Below are 16102 nucleotides of genomic sequence, written 5' to 3' on the forward strand. Positions count from 1 at the left end.
TCGGCTGCGGGTCGTCGTCCACACGCAGATCGACGTAGCGGTCCAGGTAGCCGCCGTACGAGCCGCCCTCCTTGACGACGTACAGGGCTGCAGACTGCTGGCCCCGGCGGTCGCCGCCGGCGTGCTGGCCGGCTTCGAGGGCAGCCAGCAGCCGCTCGGGCAGGGGTCGGCCCGCACCGGCTTCGAATGCCTTCGCCATCGCGGATACCACCTCCGGGCCCGCCAGCAGGTTGCCCTGGCAGGCGTAGCGGTCGCCGGTGCGCCCGCCGGCCCACGCCAGGCACGCGCCGCCGGTGTACGACGCGGCCCGACCCCGTGCGTCGACCACGCCGAGCTGGCGGTGGTCCCGGCCCTGGTCGGCGTCGGTGAGGCGGCGTACGACTTCGTCCGCGGACAGCCCTTCGCCGAGCAGGCGCAGCCCCTCCGGACCGTGCGAGAGGTTTGCCCACGCCTGCGTCGCGACGGCTCCCGCACCCGCCGTCGCCCACGGCACCACCGCGCCGACCGCAAGGAACTTGCTCGCGACCGCCACCCCCCACTCCGCGGCCTGTGGGTCGGCCGCGACGATGGAGAACGTGTGCATCCTCACCATGGAACAGACTGTTTGCGGCGCGGTATGCCAACTCCTGCGCGGAGGCCGTGTTGACACTGTTTGCGCCGCTGCCGTATGGTCGAAGTGCAGCGCGCCGATGTCGACCAGCGCAAGCCTCCCCGGACGCTCGGCTCGATGCGGGACTTCGACCAAGCGGGTGCCGGCATGTCTGCGGTTGCCAGAGGACTGGAAGGCGTCGTCGCCGGGACGACGGCGTTGAGCTTCATCGACGGCCGCGCGGGGAGGCTTATCTACCGCGGCTACGACATCAACGACCTGGCCCAGAAGTCGACGTTCGAAGAAGTCTGCTACCTGCTCTGGCACGGACGGCTGCCCACGCGGACCGAGCTGGGCGCGCTGACCGCGGAACTGGCGAGCATGCGCGCGCTTCCCGAGGGTCTCCTCGGTGTGCTCCGCTCACTACCAAAGTCGCTCCACCCGCTGGACGCACTGCGCACCGTGCTCTCGCCGTTGATGGCGTACGACGAAGATCCGGAGGACACCTCACGTGAGGCGAACCTCCGGCGCGCAAAGAGGCTGACGGCCCTGGTCAGTACCGTGGTCGCTGCCTTCGAGAGGGTGCGCCACGACGCAGACCCGGTCGCGCCGGATCCAAGCTTGCACCACGCTGCCAATTTCCTGTACATGCTCAAGGGGCAGCCCGCGGACCCCCTGCACGTCAGGGCCTTCGACACCTACCTCGTGCTGCTGGCCGACCACGGCTACAACGCGTCGACGTTCACCGCGCGCGTGATCGCCAGCACCCTGTCGGACATGGTCTCCGCCGTCGCGGGCGCGATCGGCGCCCTCAAGGGGCCTCTACACGGAGGCGCGGCGCAGTGGACGATGGAGATGTTGCTGCGAATCGGTTCCGTGGACAACGTCGACGCCTACATCCGCGGCCTGTTCGACCAGCACAAGAAGGTGCCCGGATTCGGACACCGCATCTACAAGGTCGAAGACCCGCGCGCGAAGATTCTCCGCGTGCTCTCGCGCCAGGTCGCCGAGAAGACCGGCGGGGGAGTCTGGGTGGAGATGTCCGAGCGCGTGGACGAACTGGTGGCGCAGCTGCGCGGCGACAAGGAGATCTATCCCAACGTGGACTTCTACTCGGCCTCGCTGCTGTACAACATCGGCATCCCCGGTGACCTGATGACGCCGCTGTTCGCCTGCAGCCGCGTGGCCGGCTGGACCGCGCACGTCATCGAGCAGCAGGAAGACAACCGGCTCTTCCGCCCGCAGTCGGAGTACACCGGACCCAAGGAAGCGACGTACATCCCGATCGACGAGCGCTGACCTTCGGCGCGCCGCCGTCGGCTTTCCCTACAGTTCCTTGGTCCGGTGCACCATGTACGTCCGGTAGCCCATCCGTTCCCAGAATGCCTCGGCCTCCCGGTTGGGAACCGCAACCGTGAGTTCGGCGCGACGTATGCCGCGATCGCGAAGCCACTGCTCGATGCGCTCGATCATCCGGCGGCCGACCCCCCGCCGGCGGTAGCCCTCCCGCGTGTAGACGTCCTGGATGAAGCCTCGCCGCCGGTGCCTGAAGAACGGCGGGAGCGTCGTGATCCGCCCGATCGCCACGCCCGCCAGCTGCCCTCCGGACTCGGCCACCACCACCAGGGTGTCCTCCCGTCCCAGCAACGCGGCGAGGTACTCCTCGTAGGCACGCCGCCATGTCTGGCTGAGGGCGAAGGCTGGGTGGGTCCGCTCGTGCAGCCGAGCCAGCTCGCCCCAGGCGTCGACGATCCTCGCAAGGTCAGCACGGTCGGCGTCGCGAACACGCACACCGGCGGGATCGGCCATATGTGCTGATTGCCCGTGCAGTGGACAGATCCCTCCGGGACCGCAGAACGCCCCCGGTGCGCGGCGGGATCTGCGGCGAATCTGCCCCCAGGCACATCGGGTACGGGCCGCCGCGACACGGCGCGGTTGGCCGGAGCACTCCGAGTGGAGGGAGCAGGATGCGACGTCGGGTGACTCGGGTGGGCTGGGCGGGAGTCGTCCTCCTCGTGGCTGCGGCAGCATCCTCGCCGGCGCTGGCGCTGACGCCGCGGGCCGGCCAGACGGTGGTGGTCACCGGGTCGATCCAGGACGACCTGTACGCCGCCGGCGGCAGGGTCTCGATCCGGGCTACCGTCGACGGAGACGTCGCTGCAGCCGGCGGCAGCGTATACGTGGACGGTCCGGTGAGCGGGGGCGTACTCGCCGCAGGTGGAAGCGTGCGGGTGGGGCCCACCACCGTCGGGCGCACGGTGCGCGCCGCCGCGGTCGGGGTGTCCGTCGGCGCACAGGTCGGCGGGGATGTCGTGGCGGCCGGCAGTGCGGTGACGGTCGAGACCACGGCAGGCGTCGGACGCGACGTCGCGGTGAGTGGTGGGAACGTCTGGGTCCTGGGGGAGGTCAGCCGCAACCTGTGGGCTGCTGCCGGCACGGTGACGATTGCCGGATCGGTCGGCGCGGACGCACACGTCGAAGCCGACCGCATCGTGCTCCTGCCCACGGCGCGGATCGGCGGCAGGCTGCTGTACAGGTCCGACGCGCCCCCGGAGCTGCACCCGGGAGCACGGGTCGCCGGTGGGATCGAGCGCCTTGCGGGCGCACGGGCCCGCTCGCGTCCGCTGCCGGTCCCACGCGCGGCGGTCCCGCTGTTGCGGCTGCTGGAAGGGCTGTGGCTGCTGGTCACGGGGCTGGTGGCCTTCTCCCTGGCGCCCCGTGCGGCTGCGCGTATCTGCGGAGAAGTGGGCAGGCGGTTCGGGTGGAGCCTACTGTTGGGGTTCGCGCTGCTCGTCGGCGCTCCGCCGTCCGCGATCCTGCTGCTGTTTACGGTGATCGGCATCCCGCTGTCGGTGCTGGGCATGTTGGCCTACTTCGCTGCCCTGTACGTGGGCCAGGCGTTCTTCGCCGGCTGGCTGGGCGGCGCCTTGCTGCGGAGGGTACGCCGGGAAGGTACCGTCGCATCGCCCTATGGGGCGGTCGCGCTCGGCACCCTCGCCCTCGTGGTCTTGTCCACCATACCGTACGTCGGCTGGCTGATCCGGGTTGTCGCGGCGTTGGTGGGGTTCGGCGCGATGGGTTTGGCCGCGTTCGGGGCGGCGACCGCGCAGGCCACCGAACCCACCTCCTCGTGAGAAGATGGGGCCGCCGAAGGGGGCCTGCGGCGCGGTCGGTTCCAGGTACGCGTGGCGGGATGACATCATGGACGTGATCTGCGGTCCGCCCTCTCGGCGCCTGGTGGGTCCGGAACCGGGGCGCGAGGCGGCGAGAGCTTCCGGCGGACGCCACCAAAAGGTCTGACGGGGGTTGCCATGCGGTTCTCGCCATGGGTCGACGTCGCGGTACGCGCGGCCCGTGAAGCCGGTCACGTCCTGATGGACCGGTTCGTCCGACCGCCGCGGCCCGGTGAGGTGCGCTACAAAGGACGCGTCAACCCCGTCACCGAGGCGGATGAGGCCGCCGAGGCGTGCATCGTCTCGCTGCTGCGCGAGGCGTTCCCCGACCACGCGATCGTGGCGGAAGAAGGTGGCGGGCACGAATCGGACGCGCGGTGGCGCTGGTACGTGGATCCGCTGGACGGTACAACGAACTTCGCGCACCGGCTCCCCTGGTTCGGCGTGTCGCTGGCGCTCGCCGAGGGCGACGAGGTCTTGGTGGGTGTCGTGTACCACCCTGTGCTCGACGAGCTGTTCGTCGCCGAGCGCGGCGCGGGGGCGTGGGCCGTCCGGGGCAAGGTGGTGGAGCGACTGCAGGTGTCCAAGACCATCTCGCTGCAATACGCGCTGGTCGGCACAGGCACCCCGACCGACATCGGGATCACGGGTAACAACCTGCCCCAGATCGTGACGATGCTCAAGGTCACCGAGGACGTGCGGCAGATGGGATCCGCGGCGATCAACCTGTGTTCGGTGGCCGCCGGCCGACTCGACGCGTTCTGGGAGCCGGACCTCAACCCCTGGGACGTCGCCGCCGGCGCACTGATGGTGCTCGAGGCGGGCGGGACCGTCACGGGGATAGACGGATCACCCTACGTCGCGGGCACCCGCAGCCCGCTCGCCACCAATGGGCAGCTCCACCGGCAGATGCTGGCCCTGCTCAGCACCGGTGGCCCCGTGCGGTAGGGCGACGCTGCGGCAACGACTAGGGTGACGTCGCCAGGCGCGTCACGAGCGAGAGCACGGCGCGGGTGCGCTCCGGCCCGATGCGGACGGCAATCCGGTCCCGCGCCAGGCGTTCCGGGCTGCGCTCCGTCTCGGCGGCGAGCCGCGCGCCGCTGTGCGCGGCCGCACAGAACGTGCCGTCCGAACCGACGATCGCGCCCACCGTGACCGCATGGCCGCGGTAGGTCACCATCCCCCGATACAGTCCCGCGGGTCCTGCGCTCACACGCGCGCCGATGAAGGCGAACGTCGTGCCGGCGCGGTTGCGGACGGTGCCGGCGAACCGTGCCCCGTCCACGTTGCCGCTGAAGTCGATGCCCTCGGGCAGGACGGCACGAAACCCACCGAATCCATCGACCGCCCCGCGGTACCATCGGGCGAAGGTGCGTGTGACGGTCGGGTCGGGGCTGCAGACGTAGCCCTCGAAACGGCCGGCCTGCCTGACGAGGGCAGCCTGGCTACCCGCCGGTGCGCGGTCCAGCTTCGCGAGGTAGGTGTGCGCCGCAGGGGTCGTCGCAGACGACGGGACAGTTCCCAGCAAGAGGGTCAGTGCAACCGCGATGAGCATGCCGACCCGCATGTGTCGCCTCCCGAGCTGAGGTTGCCGGCGCAGACGCCGGAGCCGCTCGGCCCTTGTTACGGCGCCACGGCCCCGCCGGTTCCCCCGGCGCCGACCGCCCTATGCCGTGTCGGCCCGCCGGAGGGTCGGGATCCGGTCGCGCAGCAGGGCGACCATCCACAGCGTCAGCGCGCCGTTGACGACGCTGGTGACAAGATTGAACGGCACGAACGCAGCGCCCATCAGCGGCAGCACCCTCGTCTGGATGGCCGCCCAGTCGGTCGGGCTATAGTTGAAGAACACCGGCAAGATGAAGAACACCAGCACCGGGACCATGGCCGCGGTCCGCACCACCGCCCCGAGCGCGACACCCCTGGCGAGCCCCCCGGTCGTCGGCCGGCGCCAGTACACCCACGAAGCGACGCCGACAAACAGCCCGACGGCGATGAAGTTCGCCGCGGGGCCGATCCAGCCGGTGGCGCTGCCGAACAGCAGCATGCGCACCACGTTCTTCAGCAGGGCGACCGCAACCGCCGCCAGCGGGCCGAACATCACTCCCGCCAACAGCGTGGGGACCTCGCTGGGGTCGAAACGCAGATAGGGCGCACCCGGGATGATGGGGAACTGCACGAATTGCATGAGCAACGCTGCGATCGCGGTCAGCATCGCCAGCGTCGTAAGCTCGCGGAGCCGCATGTCGCACCTCCCTGCCGGTTGTTCCAGCGCGGCACGCCCCCCAAACAACAAACCCGAAGGTCCCGACCTTCGGGCTCGCCGGACGGCGCGACGCGACACCGCAGGGCGCGGCGCAACACGCGGCCTCCGACCTCCTCCCATCCGGACTGTACCGTCGGCCCCGGACTGGCTTGCGCGTCACCGGGTCCACCGCGCCTCCGACCGTGCGCGGGTCGCGGGCTCCCCGGCACCCACCTCCGCCCATCAGCGGAGTGAGCACCGGGCTACCGCCGGTGGGGAATTGGAAGCGTGCCGCTTCCGCACCCCGCCCCGAAGGTCGTGCTCGCTGGTTGTGATCCCATGGTAGTAGCTGCTTCAAGCGGGAAGCAAGCCCGGCCCGCGCGAACCGATCCGTACCGTGTGGGGTGAGCTCTTCGCGCTGCTGGCGGCAGGCGCGTTTGCGCTCAGCACGGTACTGTCGCGCCGTTTCATGATCGGAGGGCCCGGCAGGCCGCCGGTGTCGCCCGAGGCCGGCGTGTTCGTGAGCATGGTCACGAACGTCGCCGTCTTCGGCGTGCTGACGATCCTGGAGGCCCTGGGCGGAGGGTTCCAGCGGCTGACGTGGCAGTCGGCGGCTTTGTTCGCCCTGGGCGGGATCGGCGGGACGCTGCTGGGCCGCAACCTGGCGTACCTCAGCGTGCTGCGCATCGGGCCGTCGCGCTCGACCGCCATCCGGCTGTCGAATACCCTGTTCGCCGCGCTGCTCGGCCTGTGGTGGCTGCGGGAACTGCCCCGCGGCGTGCAGATCGCCGGCGCTGTGCTGATCACCGCGGGCCTGTGGACGGTCGTGTCCGAGCGAGGATCCCAACGACGCACCTTCGACGCAGGGGGCATCCTGGCGGCGGTGGCGGCGGCCGCGGCGTTCGCGCTCGGCGACACCTCACGCCGCGTCGCACTGGGGATCACGCCGCAGCCCTTCATCGGAGCGTCCATCGGGGCCGCGACGGCGCTTGCGGTCCAGGCCGTCTGGCTGGGGACGCGCCGACTGCGCGGAAGCGTGATCGGCGTGGCGTGGCGGGCCGACGTGGTCGGCAGCGCCCTCGGTAACACCGCGGCGATCTTGCTTTTGTTTCTGGCGCTGCAACGCACCACGGTGGCGAACGCCTCGGTGCTGTACAATCTCCAGGTGCTGCTCGTGATCTTCCTCAGCCGCCGGATGCTGCGCGGCGACGAGAGCACCGGCCGGCGTCTGGTGATCGGGAGTTTGGTCTGCCTGGTCGGGACGGCGGCGGTCCTGTTCGGCTAAGCAGAACGCAGCAGGCCTCGCGGGAGCCGGCTGAGGATCTCGGGTCCATGCTGTGTCACAACGACGATGTCCTCCAGACGGACCCCGAACTCGCCCGGCAGATAGATGCCCGGCTCCACGGAGAAGACCATCCCCTCCTGGAGCCGCGTCGCGTCGGTATCGACGACCGACGGCGGCTCGTGCGCGGTCAGCCCGAGGCCGTGACCGGTGCGGTGGATGAAGAACTCACCGTAGCCGGCGCGCGCGATCACCCCGCGGGCGGCCCGGTCCACCTCGGCGACCGGCACGTCGGGCCGGATCACACCCAGCGCCGCCCGCACCGCCTCCTCGACGAGGGCGTGCACCTCCCGGTACTTGGGCGTCGGCTCTCCCAAGAACACCATGCGCGTGATGTCCGAGCAGTAGCCGTCCCGCCGACCGCCGACGTCGAGCAGGACCGCCTCGCCGACGCGCAGCCTTCGGTTGGTCGGCTCGTGGTGCGGGAAGGCGCTGTTGGGCCCCGACGCGACGATGGCGAACCCCACGGCGTCCGCTCCGGCACCCCTGATCGCACCGGCGGCGGCGGCCGCCACCTCGCGCTCGCTCGTGCCCGGACGGCAGGCCTCCGCCGCGGCCAGGACGCCGGCGTCCGCGGTGGCCGCGGCCCGCCGGAGGGCTTCGATCTCTGCGGGGTCCTTGCGCATACGCATGGGGGCCAACAACCGCGAGGCGGGCAAGAAGCGCGCGCCGGGCAGGGCCTGCTGCATGAGCAGGAGGTGGTCCGCGCGCATGTCGTCGCCCACCGCAACCGCTTCCAGCCGATCCCCCACAGACCGCAGCGCGGCTTCCAGCGCCGCAAAAGGTCCTTGGGTGTCGTTGTAGGTGAACAGACGCACGGGCAGGCGGGACTCGACCTGAGCGGCGTTGACCCGCGGGACGAGCAGCGCTTCGCCGCCGGCCCCGACCAGAAGGACGCAGGCGCGCTCGTCACGCAGCGGCGCAAAACCCGCCAGGTAGAGGAAATCGTCTCCGGGGGGCAGGGCCAGCAGGTCGCAACGCTGGGCGGCCATGGCAGTACGGACGCGGCGGAGGCGGTCGGCGCGCATGGACTTGGGTCGGATCCGATCACGTCCACGTGAACTTCTTGCGGACCTCGCGCGCGATGTCGGGCTGGATGTCGACGGGCAGGAGGTTCTCATACTCGCCCATGCGCGTCACCAGCCGCGCGCCGTTGGGAGCCCACTTCCCCTGGAACTTCCCCAGCTCCGGCACGTAGGCGATGCTGCCGCCCAGCTGCGTGGCACCGCCGTAGAACTCACCGTACTGCCCCACGGCCAACACCGGCATCAGCAGCTCCATCGTGCGGGTGCGAACCGCGGACTGCATCGTCTCGAGCATGTAGGGCATGTCGGAGGACGCGGTCATCTGCACGAGCAGTACCTCGGCGCCCGCGTTGGCGAGTCGGCGGGCGATCTCGGGAACCAGAAGTTCGTAGCCCGCGATGATCCCGACCCGCACGCCGGCGACGAGGGCTGGTCGGTTGGGTCCGGGATCGTAGTGGCCACGCTCGGTGGGGTAGAACACCTGCTTGTAGTGCTTGCTCGTGATCTTGCCGTTGGGCGCGATGACGAACGAGCAGAGGCGCGGCTTGGGGGGCTTTCGCGCCCCCTTGGGTCTGGGCAGGAGTTCGCGCGTAGTCCCACAGATGACGTACACGTTGGCCTCCCGGGCGGCCTGGCACAGGCGATCGGTCACCGGGCAGGGAATCGGCATCGGCTTGGTGTTCCCCAGGAAGTACTCGGAGAACGCGACCACCGCCGCGCCCTCCCGCCCGCCGCGGCGGATGAACTCCACCGCCTTGTCCAAGTTGTCGGTCGTCCCTTCCTGCCACGAGCGGCTCTCTCCCCACCGGTAGCGCATCTGCGCGAGGCCAAACCGCACTCCCCCACCTCCGGTGCAGCCCCGATCACATGATCGGTACCCCAAGCCCCGGCTGCTGGAGCCGTTCTTCCCAGACTATTACGCGACCGAACAGGAACTTTTCCTGCTCCAGCCGCCTTCCAGCGTGCTCAGACGCGTCCTTTCACGTCTGTTTGCCCCCCGACGCCGGCACTGGTACGCTCGTCTGTGACCCCCCGCAGGAGGAAGCCGTGCCGCCCAGACGACCCCTCCACACACCACCGGGGCCGCCACGCGAGTCGGCCGAGCGCAAGCGCGCCAGGGCCGCCCGGATCGTGGCCTTGCTGCGCAGGCGCTACCCGGATCCACAGATCCCGCTGCGGCACCGTTCACCTTTCGAACTGTTGATCGCGACCATACTTTCCGCCCAGTGTACAGACGAAATGGTCAACCGGGTCACCCCGCTGCTGTTCGAACGGTTCCCGACACCGGAAGCGATGGCGGCCGCCGACATCGCCCAGCTGAGGGCGATCGTGCGGCCGACCGGGTTCTACCAGCAGAAGTCCGCCACCCTGCAGGCTTGCGCGCGCGCCTTGCTGGAGCGCCACGGCGGCGAAATCCCCCCCGACATGGACCACCTCACCCGCCTGCCCGGGGTGGGGCGGAAGACGGCCAACGTGCTGTTCTCCGCGGCCGCGATCGAGCAATGGCCGGACTGGCCCCACGCGCCCCGAGAGCGCGACGGCACCGGCATCGTCGTCGATACGCACGTCGCGCGCCTGAGCCGGCGGCTGGCGTTGAGCCTGCACACCGACCCCGTCAAGATCGAGCAGGACCTGATGGCGCTGATCCCGCGCAGGGAGTGGGCCCGGTTTGCGCTGCGGTTGATTTACTTCGGACGGGAAATCTGTACCGCCAAGCAGCCCAAGTGCCCATTCTGTCCGCTCAGCGAGCTGTGCCCTTCCTCGAAGTACCTCGGGAGGCCACCGTGGATGGAACGCTCCCGGTCGGGGGCTGCCAAACCGGACCGGAGGCGGGCCCGTGCGCCTAACGCCTGATGGACCGCCGCAGCAACAGGTAGAGGGCCACCAAGGCGGCAAAGATCACCCAGGTCAGCCAGTGGCCGCTGCGGGGCCGCTGTGCGTCCGCCGGTGGCGAGACCGGACCCGCGACGATCTCAGAGGTCCCGCCCGCAGCCCGGGTCCAGGCCAGCCAGACTTCGCTTGCGGCATACAGCGTGGGGTGCGCCCCGGGCCCAAGCGATTGGATCGGACGCCACCGGCCCTCGCGGCGCCGGAGCAGCACCCGGTCTTTGGAGATCCAGGCGACGTAGACGGTCCTGTCCGCACCCACCGCGACGGTCGGGGCCTCCCCGGCCTCGGCGGACACCGTTTCCTCGGCGACGAGCGCCCCGAGTGACAGGCGCGCGTAGGTAACGAACGGGCCCGCGCGATCCCGCCGTTCCCACACCAGGTGCGCCGTGCCGTCGGGTTCGACAGCCAGCGCGACCCCGTAGGCGTCGTGTCCCGGCTGCGAGACCAGCGCTGGAGATTCCCAACGGCCCTCGCGCCACGTCGCGTGGTGCACTCGATAGCGTTGCCCGTCGAACTGGTACCAGGCGGCCTGTAAGACTCCCCCTGCGGCTTCGAGCGCGGGGTTGAGCGAGTCCGGAAACCCTGCCGACAGCAGCGCCGGGCGGCTCCACCCGCCGGGCACGCTGCGGGTGTGCAGGATCTCATAGATGGCTCCGTGCCGCGTCGTCTCGCCTGGGCGCACGCCGTACCAGACCACGTGCACCCCGTCGGACGCCGCCGCGACCGCGGGGAAACCGGCGTAGTCCGGACCCAAAGACAGCTTCGTGTGGCCCGACCACCCACCCGCACCTCGCACCGCGTACCAGACGTGACCGACGGTCTCGTAGTCGACCCACACCGCGTGCACCCGGCCGGCGCGGTCGGCCGCGACCGCGGGCAGCGAGGCCCGAATCCCGCGGCGGCTCAGGCGCGCCTCCCGGATCCAGCGGCGGCCTCCATCGGTGGAGCGCGCGACGAATACCTGATCGACGCCGTCTTCTGGGGCTACGTAGGCCAGATACAAACCCTCGCTGGTCTGCGCGATCTTGCGCTGGTTGTTGGCAGCGGTCGCGTCCTGCGACGCGCCCAAGATCCGGCCCGACGCCTCCGGCGCGGAAATGGTGACCTTGCCGCCGAGCAGGACAACGGCGAGGGCGAGGCAGATTGGCCGCACACCCCTCGGATACCACATCCGGTGGTCGGGCTCCTGTAGAATCGAGCGGGACGACCGCCGGCGCTTTTGCGGCGACCGCGGATCCCGCGCCGTTGGTTTGGGAGGTCGGTCGCATGCACAACCCGAGGACGGAGCGGACGCTGGTAGTGGTCAAACCCGACGGCGTCCAGCGCGGACTGGTAGGTGAGATCCTGGGCCGCCTGGAGCGGTCCGGGTTGAAGATCGTCGGGCTGAAGATGCTCACCGCTTCGCGCGACCTGCTCGAGCGGCACTACCCCGACGACGACGGCTTCCTACGCACGATCGGCGGAAAGACGAAGGAGGCGTTCGACGCTTACGGGCTCGACCTCCGCGAGCGCATGGGCACCGACGACCTGCGGGAGGTCGGCGCGCGCGTGCGCGGATGGCTGGTGGACTTCATGAGTTCCGCGCCCGTGGTGGCCGCGGTCGTCGAGGGGGTCCACGCGGTGAGCGTCGTGCGAAAGCTGGTGGGCGCGACGCTGCCGGTCTTCGCTGAACCCGGGACCGTACGCGGCGACTTCGCGGTAGACTCACCGACTCTGGCCAACCTGGAGGGCCGCCCGGTCCGCAACCTGGTTCACGCCTCCGGTACCCTTGAGGAGGCGCGATTCGAGATCGAACTGTGGTTCGGTGTAGACGAGATCTGGTCGTACCGCCGCGCCGACGAAGGCGCGATGTTCGGGAGCTGACGGAACTCGCCCCGCGTGACGGTGCGCCCACTACGCCGGATCGAACGCGGGGATGCGGGCCAGCATCCAGACGCCGCCCTGCAGCAGCTGACCTGGCTGCGGATCGAGCAGCATCTCGGCGGGCGCGACCAAGTCGACGGCCGCCTTCTGAGTGTCCACGCGAAGGGCCCAAAACGGCAAGCCGGTCGCGGGGTTGCGCAGGCGGTCGACGCGCAGCAGTCTGCCGCTGAGCATCGCCGTCGCCTCCGGACGGTCGCCCCGGTCGGCGTCGTCCAGAGCCGTATGCGCGGTGCTCGCGAACGCATAGGGAGGCAGGCGGAACCCCGTCTCGCAGGACTGCACCGCCAGGGCCAACTCGTCTTCGTACACACTGGCCTCGTGGAGGAACCCGACGATTCTGGCCTCCAGGGTGCGGGGCAGGTCGCCGAACCGCGGCGAGGCAGCCAGGAAGTCCACCAAATCGCAGACCAGCGGGAACGCCCCAGAGTAAGGTTCGCCGGGATCCGTGGGGTCGATCCAGCCCTCGATCCACCCCTCCTCGGGGTGGTCAGGGTCGGCGCCCCACGCGGTGATCGCGACGCGCCGCTGCGCACCCCCGTCGTAGAAAGGCAGGACGCCGAGCACCTCGCCCCGCGGCCCGACCTCCGCCCACAGTTCCACGTCCGCCCCGGCCCGCCACCGTCGGAGGGTGACCCCGGTCCCGGACGGAACGGACTCGCCCTGGGAGGCGGCGTGGGAAGCCAGGGCGTGGACTTCGGCCGCGTCGGCGACGGCGAATCCCACACACGCGTAGTAGCTCATCCTCGCTGTCCCATCCTGCCCCCCGCTGTTTGGGGATGCTCTTCGTCCAGGATGGCGTACAGGATCATGTCCCACCAGCGCCCGTTGCGCCACAGGCGCTTTCGCTGCACGCCCTCACGGTGGTATTCGCACTTCTCGTACACGCGCTGCATCGCACGGTTGAACTCGAACGTCCTCCCCTCGATGCGGTGCAACCCCACCTGCTCGAACGCGAACCGGTTGCGCGTGCGGATCGCGTCCGTACCGTAGCCCTTGCCCCACACTTCGCGCTCGCCGATCATCGTCCCGCCGACCGTGCACCGATCCTGCCAGTCGATCTCGTGCAGGCCCGTAAACCCGATGTGCCGGTCTCGGTGAGGATCGCCCAGACGAACGCCTCGCGGCCGAAGTCCTTCTCGATCCGGTCGAACCACTCGGCTTCCTGCCCGCGCGTGACCCCGAAGCACCGAAGCAGGGTCGAGGTGACGTCGGGATCGTTCATCCAGCGCCACGCGTTGTCCAGATGGTCATGCCGATCTGGGGGCACCAACCGGATCCGCTCTCCGCGCAGGCCCAACGCGCCCACGGGCATCCCCTCCCCGGCGACGGGATTTCGACCAGGCTTCTGCGAAGTTTACCAGAGCGAGGCTCTGCTCGGCGATCGGGGTGGCGAGGATCTTCGGACCGGCCGACCCTCAAATGGGAGCGTGCGATGACAAAAGGCGAGGATCTGCGCGTTGCAGCCGACCGGCTGCGGTGGGTGTGCCGACCGGAGTACCTGCGCTTTGGGACCACGGCCGATCTGCCGCCGGAGCGGTCGTTGGTGGGCCAAGACCGCGCGGTGCGGGCGCTGGACTTCGGACTGTCGATTCGCCAGCCGCAGTTCCACGTCTTCGTCGTGGGCCCCGCTGGAACGGGCCGGACCACGTACACCGAGGCGAAGGTACGCGAGGTGGCCGCCCGCGACCCGACGCCGCCGGACTGGTGCTACGTCTACAACTTCCGGTCTCCGGGCGAACCGGTCGCGTTGCGTCTGCCTCCTGGGGAGGGGCGGCGGTTCGTCGCCGCAATCGCCACGCTGGTCGACGACCTCCGGCAGGCGATCCGCAAGGTGCTGACCAGCGAGCAGTTCGAGGCCCTCAAGCGGCAGACGCTGGAGGGTCTAGAGGCCGAGGCCAACCGCATCTGGCAGCAGCTGGACGCCTTCGCCCGGCAGAAGGGCTTCCTGGTGCAGCGCGGCCCGGTCGGGATCACCACCGTACCCCTGGGCAGCGGCGGCCAGCCGATGAGCCAGGAGGAGTTCGACAGGCTGCCCGGCATGGCGCGCGAGCGCCTGGCGCAGGCCAACCGCGAGGTGCAGGAAGAGATCGCGGAGTCGGTCCGCCGGGTGCGCGCGATCGAGCGGCAGGCACGGGAGGCGGTCGCGACGCTGGAGCGCAACGCGGTGCTCGCCGCGATCCGCGACCCGATCCAGCGGCTGCGCGACCGCTACCGAGACCACCCGGATGTCGTCGCCCACCTGGATGCGATGCAGGAAGACGTCGTCGAGAACAGCGACGCCTTCCGCGAAGACGAGCAGCCGCCGCAGCTCCCACTGCCCATCCCGTTGCCGCGGCGCAGCGTGCTCGAGCGGTACGAGGTCAATCTGCTCGTGGACAACAGCGACGTGACCGGTGCCCCAGTCGTCTTCGAGAGGAACCCTTCCTACTACAACCTGTTCGGGAAGGTCGAGTACCGCGGCGAGCTGGGCGCGATGGTCACCGACTTCCGGATGATCAGGCCGGGCGCGCTGCACCGCGCCAACGGCGGGTATCTGATCCTCAACGCGCGGGACCTGCTGTTGCAGCCGGCGTCCTACGATGCCCTCAAACGAGCGCTGCGAAGCGGTGATGTACGCATCGAGAACCTGTCGGAGGTGTACGGGCTCATCCCCACGGCGACCCTGCGACCCCAACCGATTCCGCTGCGGGTCAAGGTCGTCCTGATCGGACCGCCGGAGCTGTACTATCCCCTGCACCGGCTAGACGACGACTTCCGCAAGATGTTCCGGGTGAAGGCGGAGTTCGACACCGAGATGCCCCGCACCGAGGAGAACATGCAGCGCCTGGCGGCGGTGTTGGGGGTCGCGTGCACCGAAGACGGTCTGAGACCGTGCGACCGCACCGGCGTCGCCCGGATCCTCGAGTACAGCGCCCGGCTGGCCGGGTCCCAGGAAAAGCTGTCCACGCGCTTCGCGGAGATCAAGCAGCTTCTCGTCGAGGCGGCAGCCTGGGCCGAGCGCGACGGCGCGCCCGCGGTCTCCGCGGCCCACGTGCAGCGCGCCCTCGAAGAGAAGGTCTACCGCAGCAGGCAGTTGGAGGAGAAGATCCAAGACGCCATCCGGCGCGGCCAGCTGTTCGTCGACACCGACGGTGCGACCGTCGGACAGATCAACGGGATCTCGGTGTGGCAGGTTGGAGACTACGCCTTCGGTCGCCCGAACCGGATCACCGCCCGCGCGTTCGTGGGTGCGCGCGGCGTCGTGAACATCGAGCGCGAGATCAACTTGTCGGGGCCGATCCACAGCAAGGGTGTGCTGATCCTCAGTGGCTACCTGGGGGGCAAGTACGCGCTGCACCGACCCCTGAGCCTGTCGGCCACCCTGACCTTCGAGCAGACCTACGAGGAGGTTGAAGGCGACTCCGCATCGTCGGCGGAGCTGTACGCCCTGCTCAGCGTCCTCGCGGACCTGCCGATCGCGCAGGGGATCGCCGTCACGGGATCGGTGAACCAGCGGGGCGAGATCCAGCCGATCGGCGGCGTCAACGAGAAGATCGAGGGGTTCTATGCGGTCTGCAAGGTGAAGGGCCTGACCGGCCGTCAGGGCGTGCTCATCCCGCACAGCAACGCGCAGAACCTGATGCTTCGGGAAGAGGTCGTCGAGGCCGTGCGGGAAGGGCAGTTCCACATCTGGGCCGTGTGGACGATCGACGAAGGGATCGAGATCCTCACCGGTGTCCCGGCGGGCGACATCCGGCCGGACGGGAGCTACCCGGAGGGGACCGTGCACCAGCGCGTCCTCGCCCGGCTGGACGAGTTCGCCGAGCGCATGCGCAGGATGCGTCCGTCGAGGGAGCAGGAACGCGAGCCGTCGGAACGCGAGCCCAACGCGGAGGGCAGCGGGTAGGACGCCTGCGGCTGAGCACCACGGACTCCGGT

General features: G+C 70.0%; 17 protein-coding genes. 7 read left to right on the top strand and 10 right to left on the bottom strand.

Going from position 1 to position 16102, the window contains the following annotated elements; genetic code table 11:
* A partial coding sequence (locus tag QN163_00005) for a DUF1028 domain-containing protein (GenBank protein MDR5682400.1) occupies positions 1-592 on the bottom strand: 592 nt, incomplete at its 3' end.
* 60 nt (positions 593-652) lie between these two features.
* On the opposite strand from QN163_00005, the gene QN163_00010 reads away from it, so the two are divergent.
* Positions 653-1888, top strand: coding sequence for a citrate/2-methylcitrate synthase (locus tag QN163_00010; protein ID MDR5682401.1), 1236 nt, complete (start codon positions 653-655; stop codon positions 1886-1888).
* A 27-nt stretch (positions 1889-1915) separates the two neighbouring features.
* Here the strand turns inward: QN163_00010 and QN163_00015 are convergent, their stop codons facing one another.
* A complete protein-coding gene (locus QN163_00015) occupies positions 1916-2398 on the bottom strand; it encodes a GNAT family N-acetyltransferase (protein MDR5682402.1) in 483 nt (160 codons plus the stop codon).
* A 158-nt stretch (positions 2399-2556) separates the two neighbouring features.
* On the opposite strand from QN163_00015, the gene QN163_00020 reads away from it, so the two are divergent.
* Entirely contained in the window at positions 2557-3723 is a 1167-nt protein-coding gene (locus QN163_00020; protein MDR5682403.1) for a hypothetical protein, read from the top strand.
* Positions 3724-3900: 177 nt separating this feature from the next.
* Positions 3901-4710, top strand: a complete 810-nt coding sequence (locus QN163_00025; GenBank protein ID MDR5682404.1) for an inositol monophosphatase family protein — start codon at positions 3901-3903, stop codon at positions 4708-4710.
* Between the two features lie 19 nt (positions 4711-4729).
* Here the strand turns inward: QN163_00025 and QN163_00030 are convergent, their stop codons facing one another.
* Together QN163_00030 and QN163_00035 are read right to left on the bottom strand one after the other, a co-directional pair.
* Positions 4730-5329, bottom strand: a complete 600-nt coding sequence (locus QN163_00030) for a hypothetical protein (protein MDR5682405.1) — start codon at positions 5327-5329, stop codon at positions 4730-4732.
* Positions 5330-5428: 99 nt separating this feature from the next.
* A complete protein-coding gene (locus QN163_00035) occupies positions 5429-6004 on the bottom strand; it encodes an ECF transporter S component (protein MDR5682406.1) in 576 nt (191 codons plus the stop codon).
* Between the two features lie 397 nt (positions 6005-6401).
* Between QN163_00035 and QN163_00040 the strand changes: the two genes are divergently transcribed.
* Positions 6402-7289 (top strand): EamA family transporter, encoded by an 888-nt coding sequence (locus QN163_00040; GenBank protein ID MDR5682407.1) that lies wholly within the window; start codon positions 6402-6404, stop codon positions 7287-7289.
* Here the strand turns inward: QN163_00040 and QN163_00045 are convergent.
* Positions 7286-8374: a Xaa-Pro peptidase family protein gene (locus QN163_00045; GenBank protein MDR5682408.1), complete on the bottom strand. Its 1089-nt coding sequence runs from the start codon at positions 8372-8374 to the stop codon at positions 7286-7288. The two genes, QN163_00040 and QN163_00045, sit on opposite strands and share 4 nt — an antisense overlap.
* A gap of 19 nt (positions 8375-8393) precedes the next feature.
* Positions 8394-9209 carry a carbon-nitrogen hydrolase family protein gene (locus QN163_00050; protein ID MDR5682409.1) on the bottom strand — a complete coding sequence of 272 codons (816 nt, stop codon included), beginning with the start codon at positions 9207-9209 and terminating at the stop codon, positions 8394-8396.
* 209 nt (positions 9210-9418) lie between these two features.
* On the opposite strand from QN163_00050, the gene nth reads away from it, so the two are divergent.
* Positions 9419-10225: an endonuclease III gene (gene nth / locus QN163_00055; GenBank protein MDR5682410.1), complete on the top strand. Its 807-nt coding sequence runs from the start codon at positions 9419-9421 to the stop codon at positions 10223-10225.
* Here nth and QN163_00060 read toward each other — a convergent pair.
* Positions 10215-11414, bottom strand: coding sequence for a sialidase family protein (locus QN163_00060; protein ID MDR5682411.1), 1200 nt, complete (start codon positions 11412-11414; stop codon positions 10215-10217). The genes nth and QN163_00060 overlap by 11 nt on opposite strands.
* 113 nt (positions 11415-11527) lie before the next feature.
* On the opposite strand from QN163_00060, the gene QN163_00065 reads away from it, so the two are divergent.
* On the top strand, positions 11528-12124 hold the full coding sequence (locus QN163_00065; GenBank protein MDR5682412.1) for a nucleoside-diphosphate kinase: 597 nt from the start codon (positions 11528-11530) through the stop codon (positions 12122-12124).
* Positions 12125-12154: 30 nt separating this feature from the next.
* Here QN163_00065 and QN163_00070 read toward each other — a convergent pair whose 3' ends face one another.
* Genes QN163_00070 through QN163_00080 form a run of 3 tightly spaced genes read right to left on the bottom strand, consistent with a single transcriptional unit; the run spans position 12155 to position 13490 of the window.
* Positions 12155-12925, bottom strand: coding sequence for a hypothetical protein (locus tag QN163_00070; GenBank protein MDR5682413.1), 771 nt, complete (start codon positions 12923-12925; stop codon positions 12155-12157).
* Positions 12922-13293, bottom strand: a complete 372-nt coding sequence (locus QN163_00075; GenBank protein ID MDR5682414.1) for a GNAT family protein — start codon at positions 13291-13293, stop codon at positions 12922-12924. Before QN163_00075 ends, QN163_00070 begins: the two co-directional genes overlap by 4 nt.
* Entirely contained in the window at positions 13203-13490 is a 288-nt protein-coding gene (locus tag QN163_00080) for a hypothetical protein (protein MDR5682415.1), read from the bottom strand. The genes QN163_00075 and QN163_00080 overlap by 91 nt, the downstream gene beginning before the upstream one ends.
* Positions 13491-13616: 126 nt before the next feature.
* Here QN163_00080 and QN163_00085 point away from each other — a divergent pair, with 126 nt between their 5' ends.
* A complete protein-coding gene (locus QN163_00085; GenBank protein MDR5682416.1) occupies positions 13617-16070 on the top strand; it encodes an ATP-binding protein in 2454 nt (817 codons plus the stop codon).
* Positions 16071-16102 lie beyond the last annotated feature (32 nt).

It is taken from the genome of Armatimonadota bacterium (genome assembly GCA_031432545.1).
Lineage (GTDB): Bacteria > Sysuimicrobiota > Sysuimicrobiia > Sysuimicrobiales > Sysuimicrobiaceae > Caldifonticola > Caldifonticola tengchongensis.

What these genes read in the sequence shown, in the direction of transcription:
- QN163_00035 (MDR5682406.1), bottom strand. Translation starts at nt 6,004, where the DNA reads ATGCGGCTCCGCGAGCTTACGACGCTGGCGATGCTGACCGCGATCGCA.
- QN163_00045 (MDR5682408.1), bottom strand. Translation starts at nt 8,374, where the DNA reads ATGCGCGCCGACCGCCTCCGCCGCGTCCGTACTGCCATGGCCGCCCAG.
- QN163_00020 (MDR5682403.1), top strand. Translation starts at nt 2,557, where the DNA reads ATGCGACGTCGGGTGACTCGGGTGGGCTGGGCGGGAGTCGTCCTCCTC.
- QN163_00015 (MDR5682402.1), bottom strand. Translation starts at nt 2,398, where the DNA reads ATGGCCGATCCCGCCGGTGTGCGTGTTCGCGACGCCGACCGTGCTGAC.
- QN163_00025 (MDR5682404.1), top strand. Translation starts at nt 3,901, where the DNA reads ATGCGGTTCTCGCCATGGGTCGACGTCGCGGTACGCGCGGCCCGTGAA.
- QN163_00085 (MDR5682416.1), top strand. Translation starts at nt 13,617, where the DNA reads ATGACAAAAGGCGAGGATCTGCGCGTTGCAGCCGACCGGCTGCGGTGG.
- QN163_00065 (MDR5682412.1), top strand. Translation starts at nt 11,528, where the DNA reads ATGCACAACCCGAGGACGGAGCGGACGCTGGTAGTGGTCAAACCCGAC.
- QN163_00030 (MDR5682405.1), bottom strand. Translation starts at nt 5,329, where the DNA reads ATGCGGGTCGGCATGCTCATCGCGGTTGCACTGACCCTCTTGCTGGGA.
- QN163_00070 (MDR5682413.1), bottom strand. Translation starts at nt 12,925, where the DNA reads ATGAGCTACTACGCGTGTGTGGGATTCGCCGTCGCCGACGCGGCCGAA.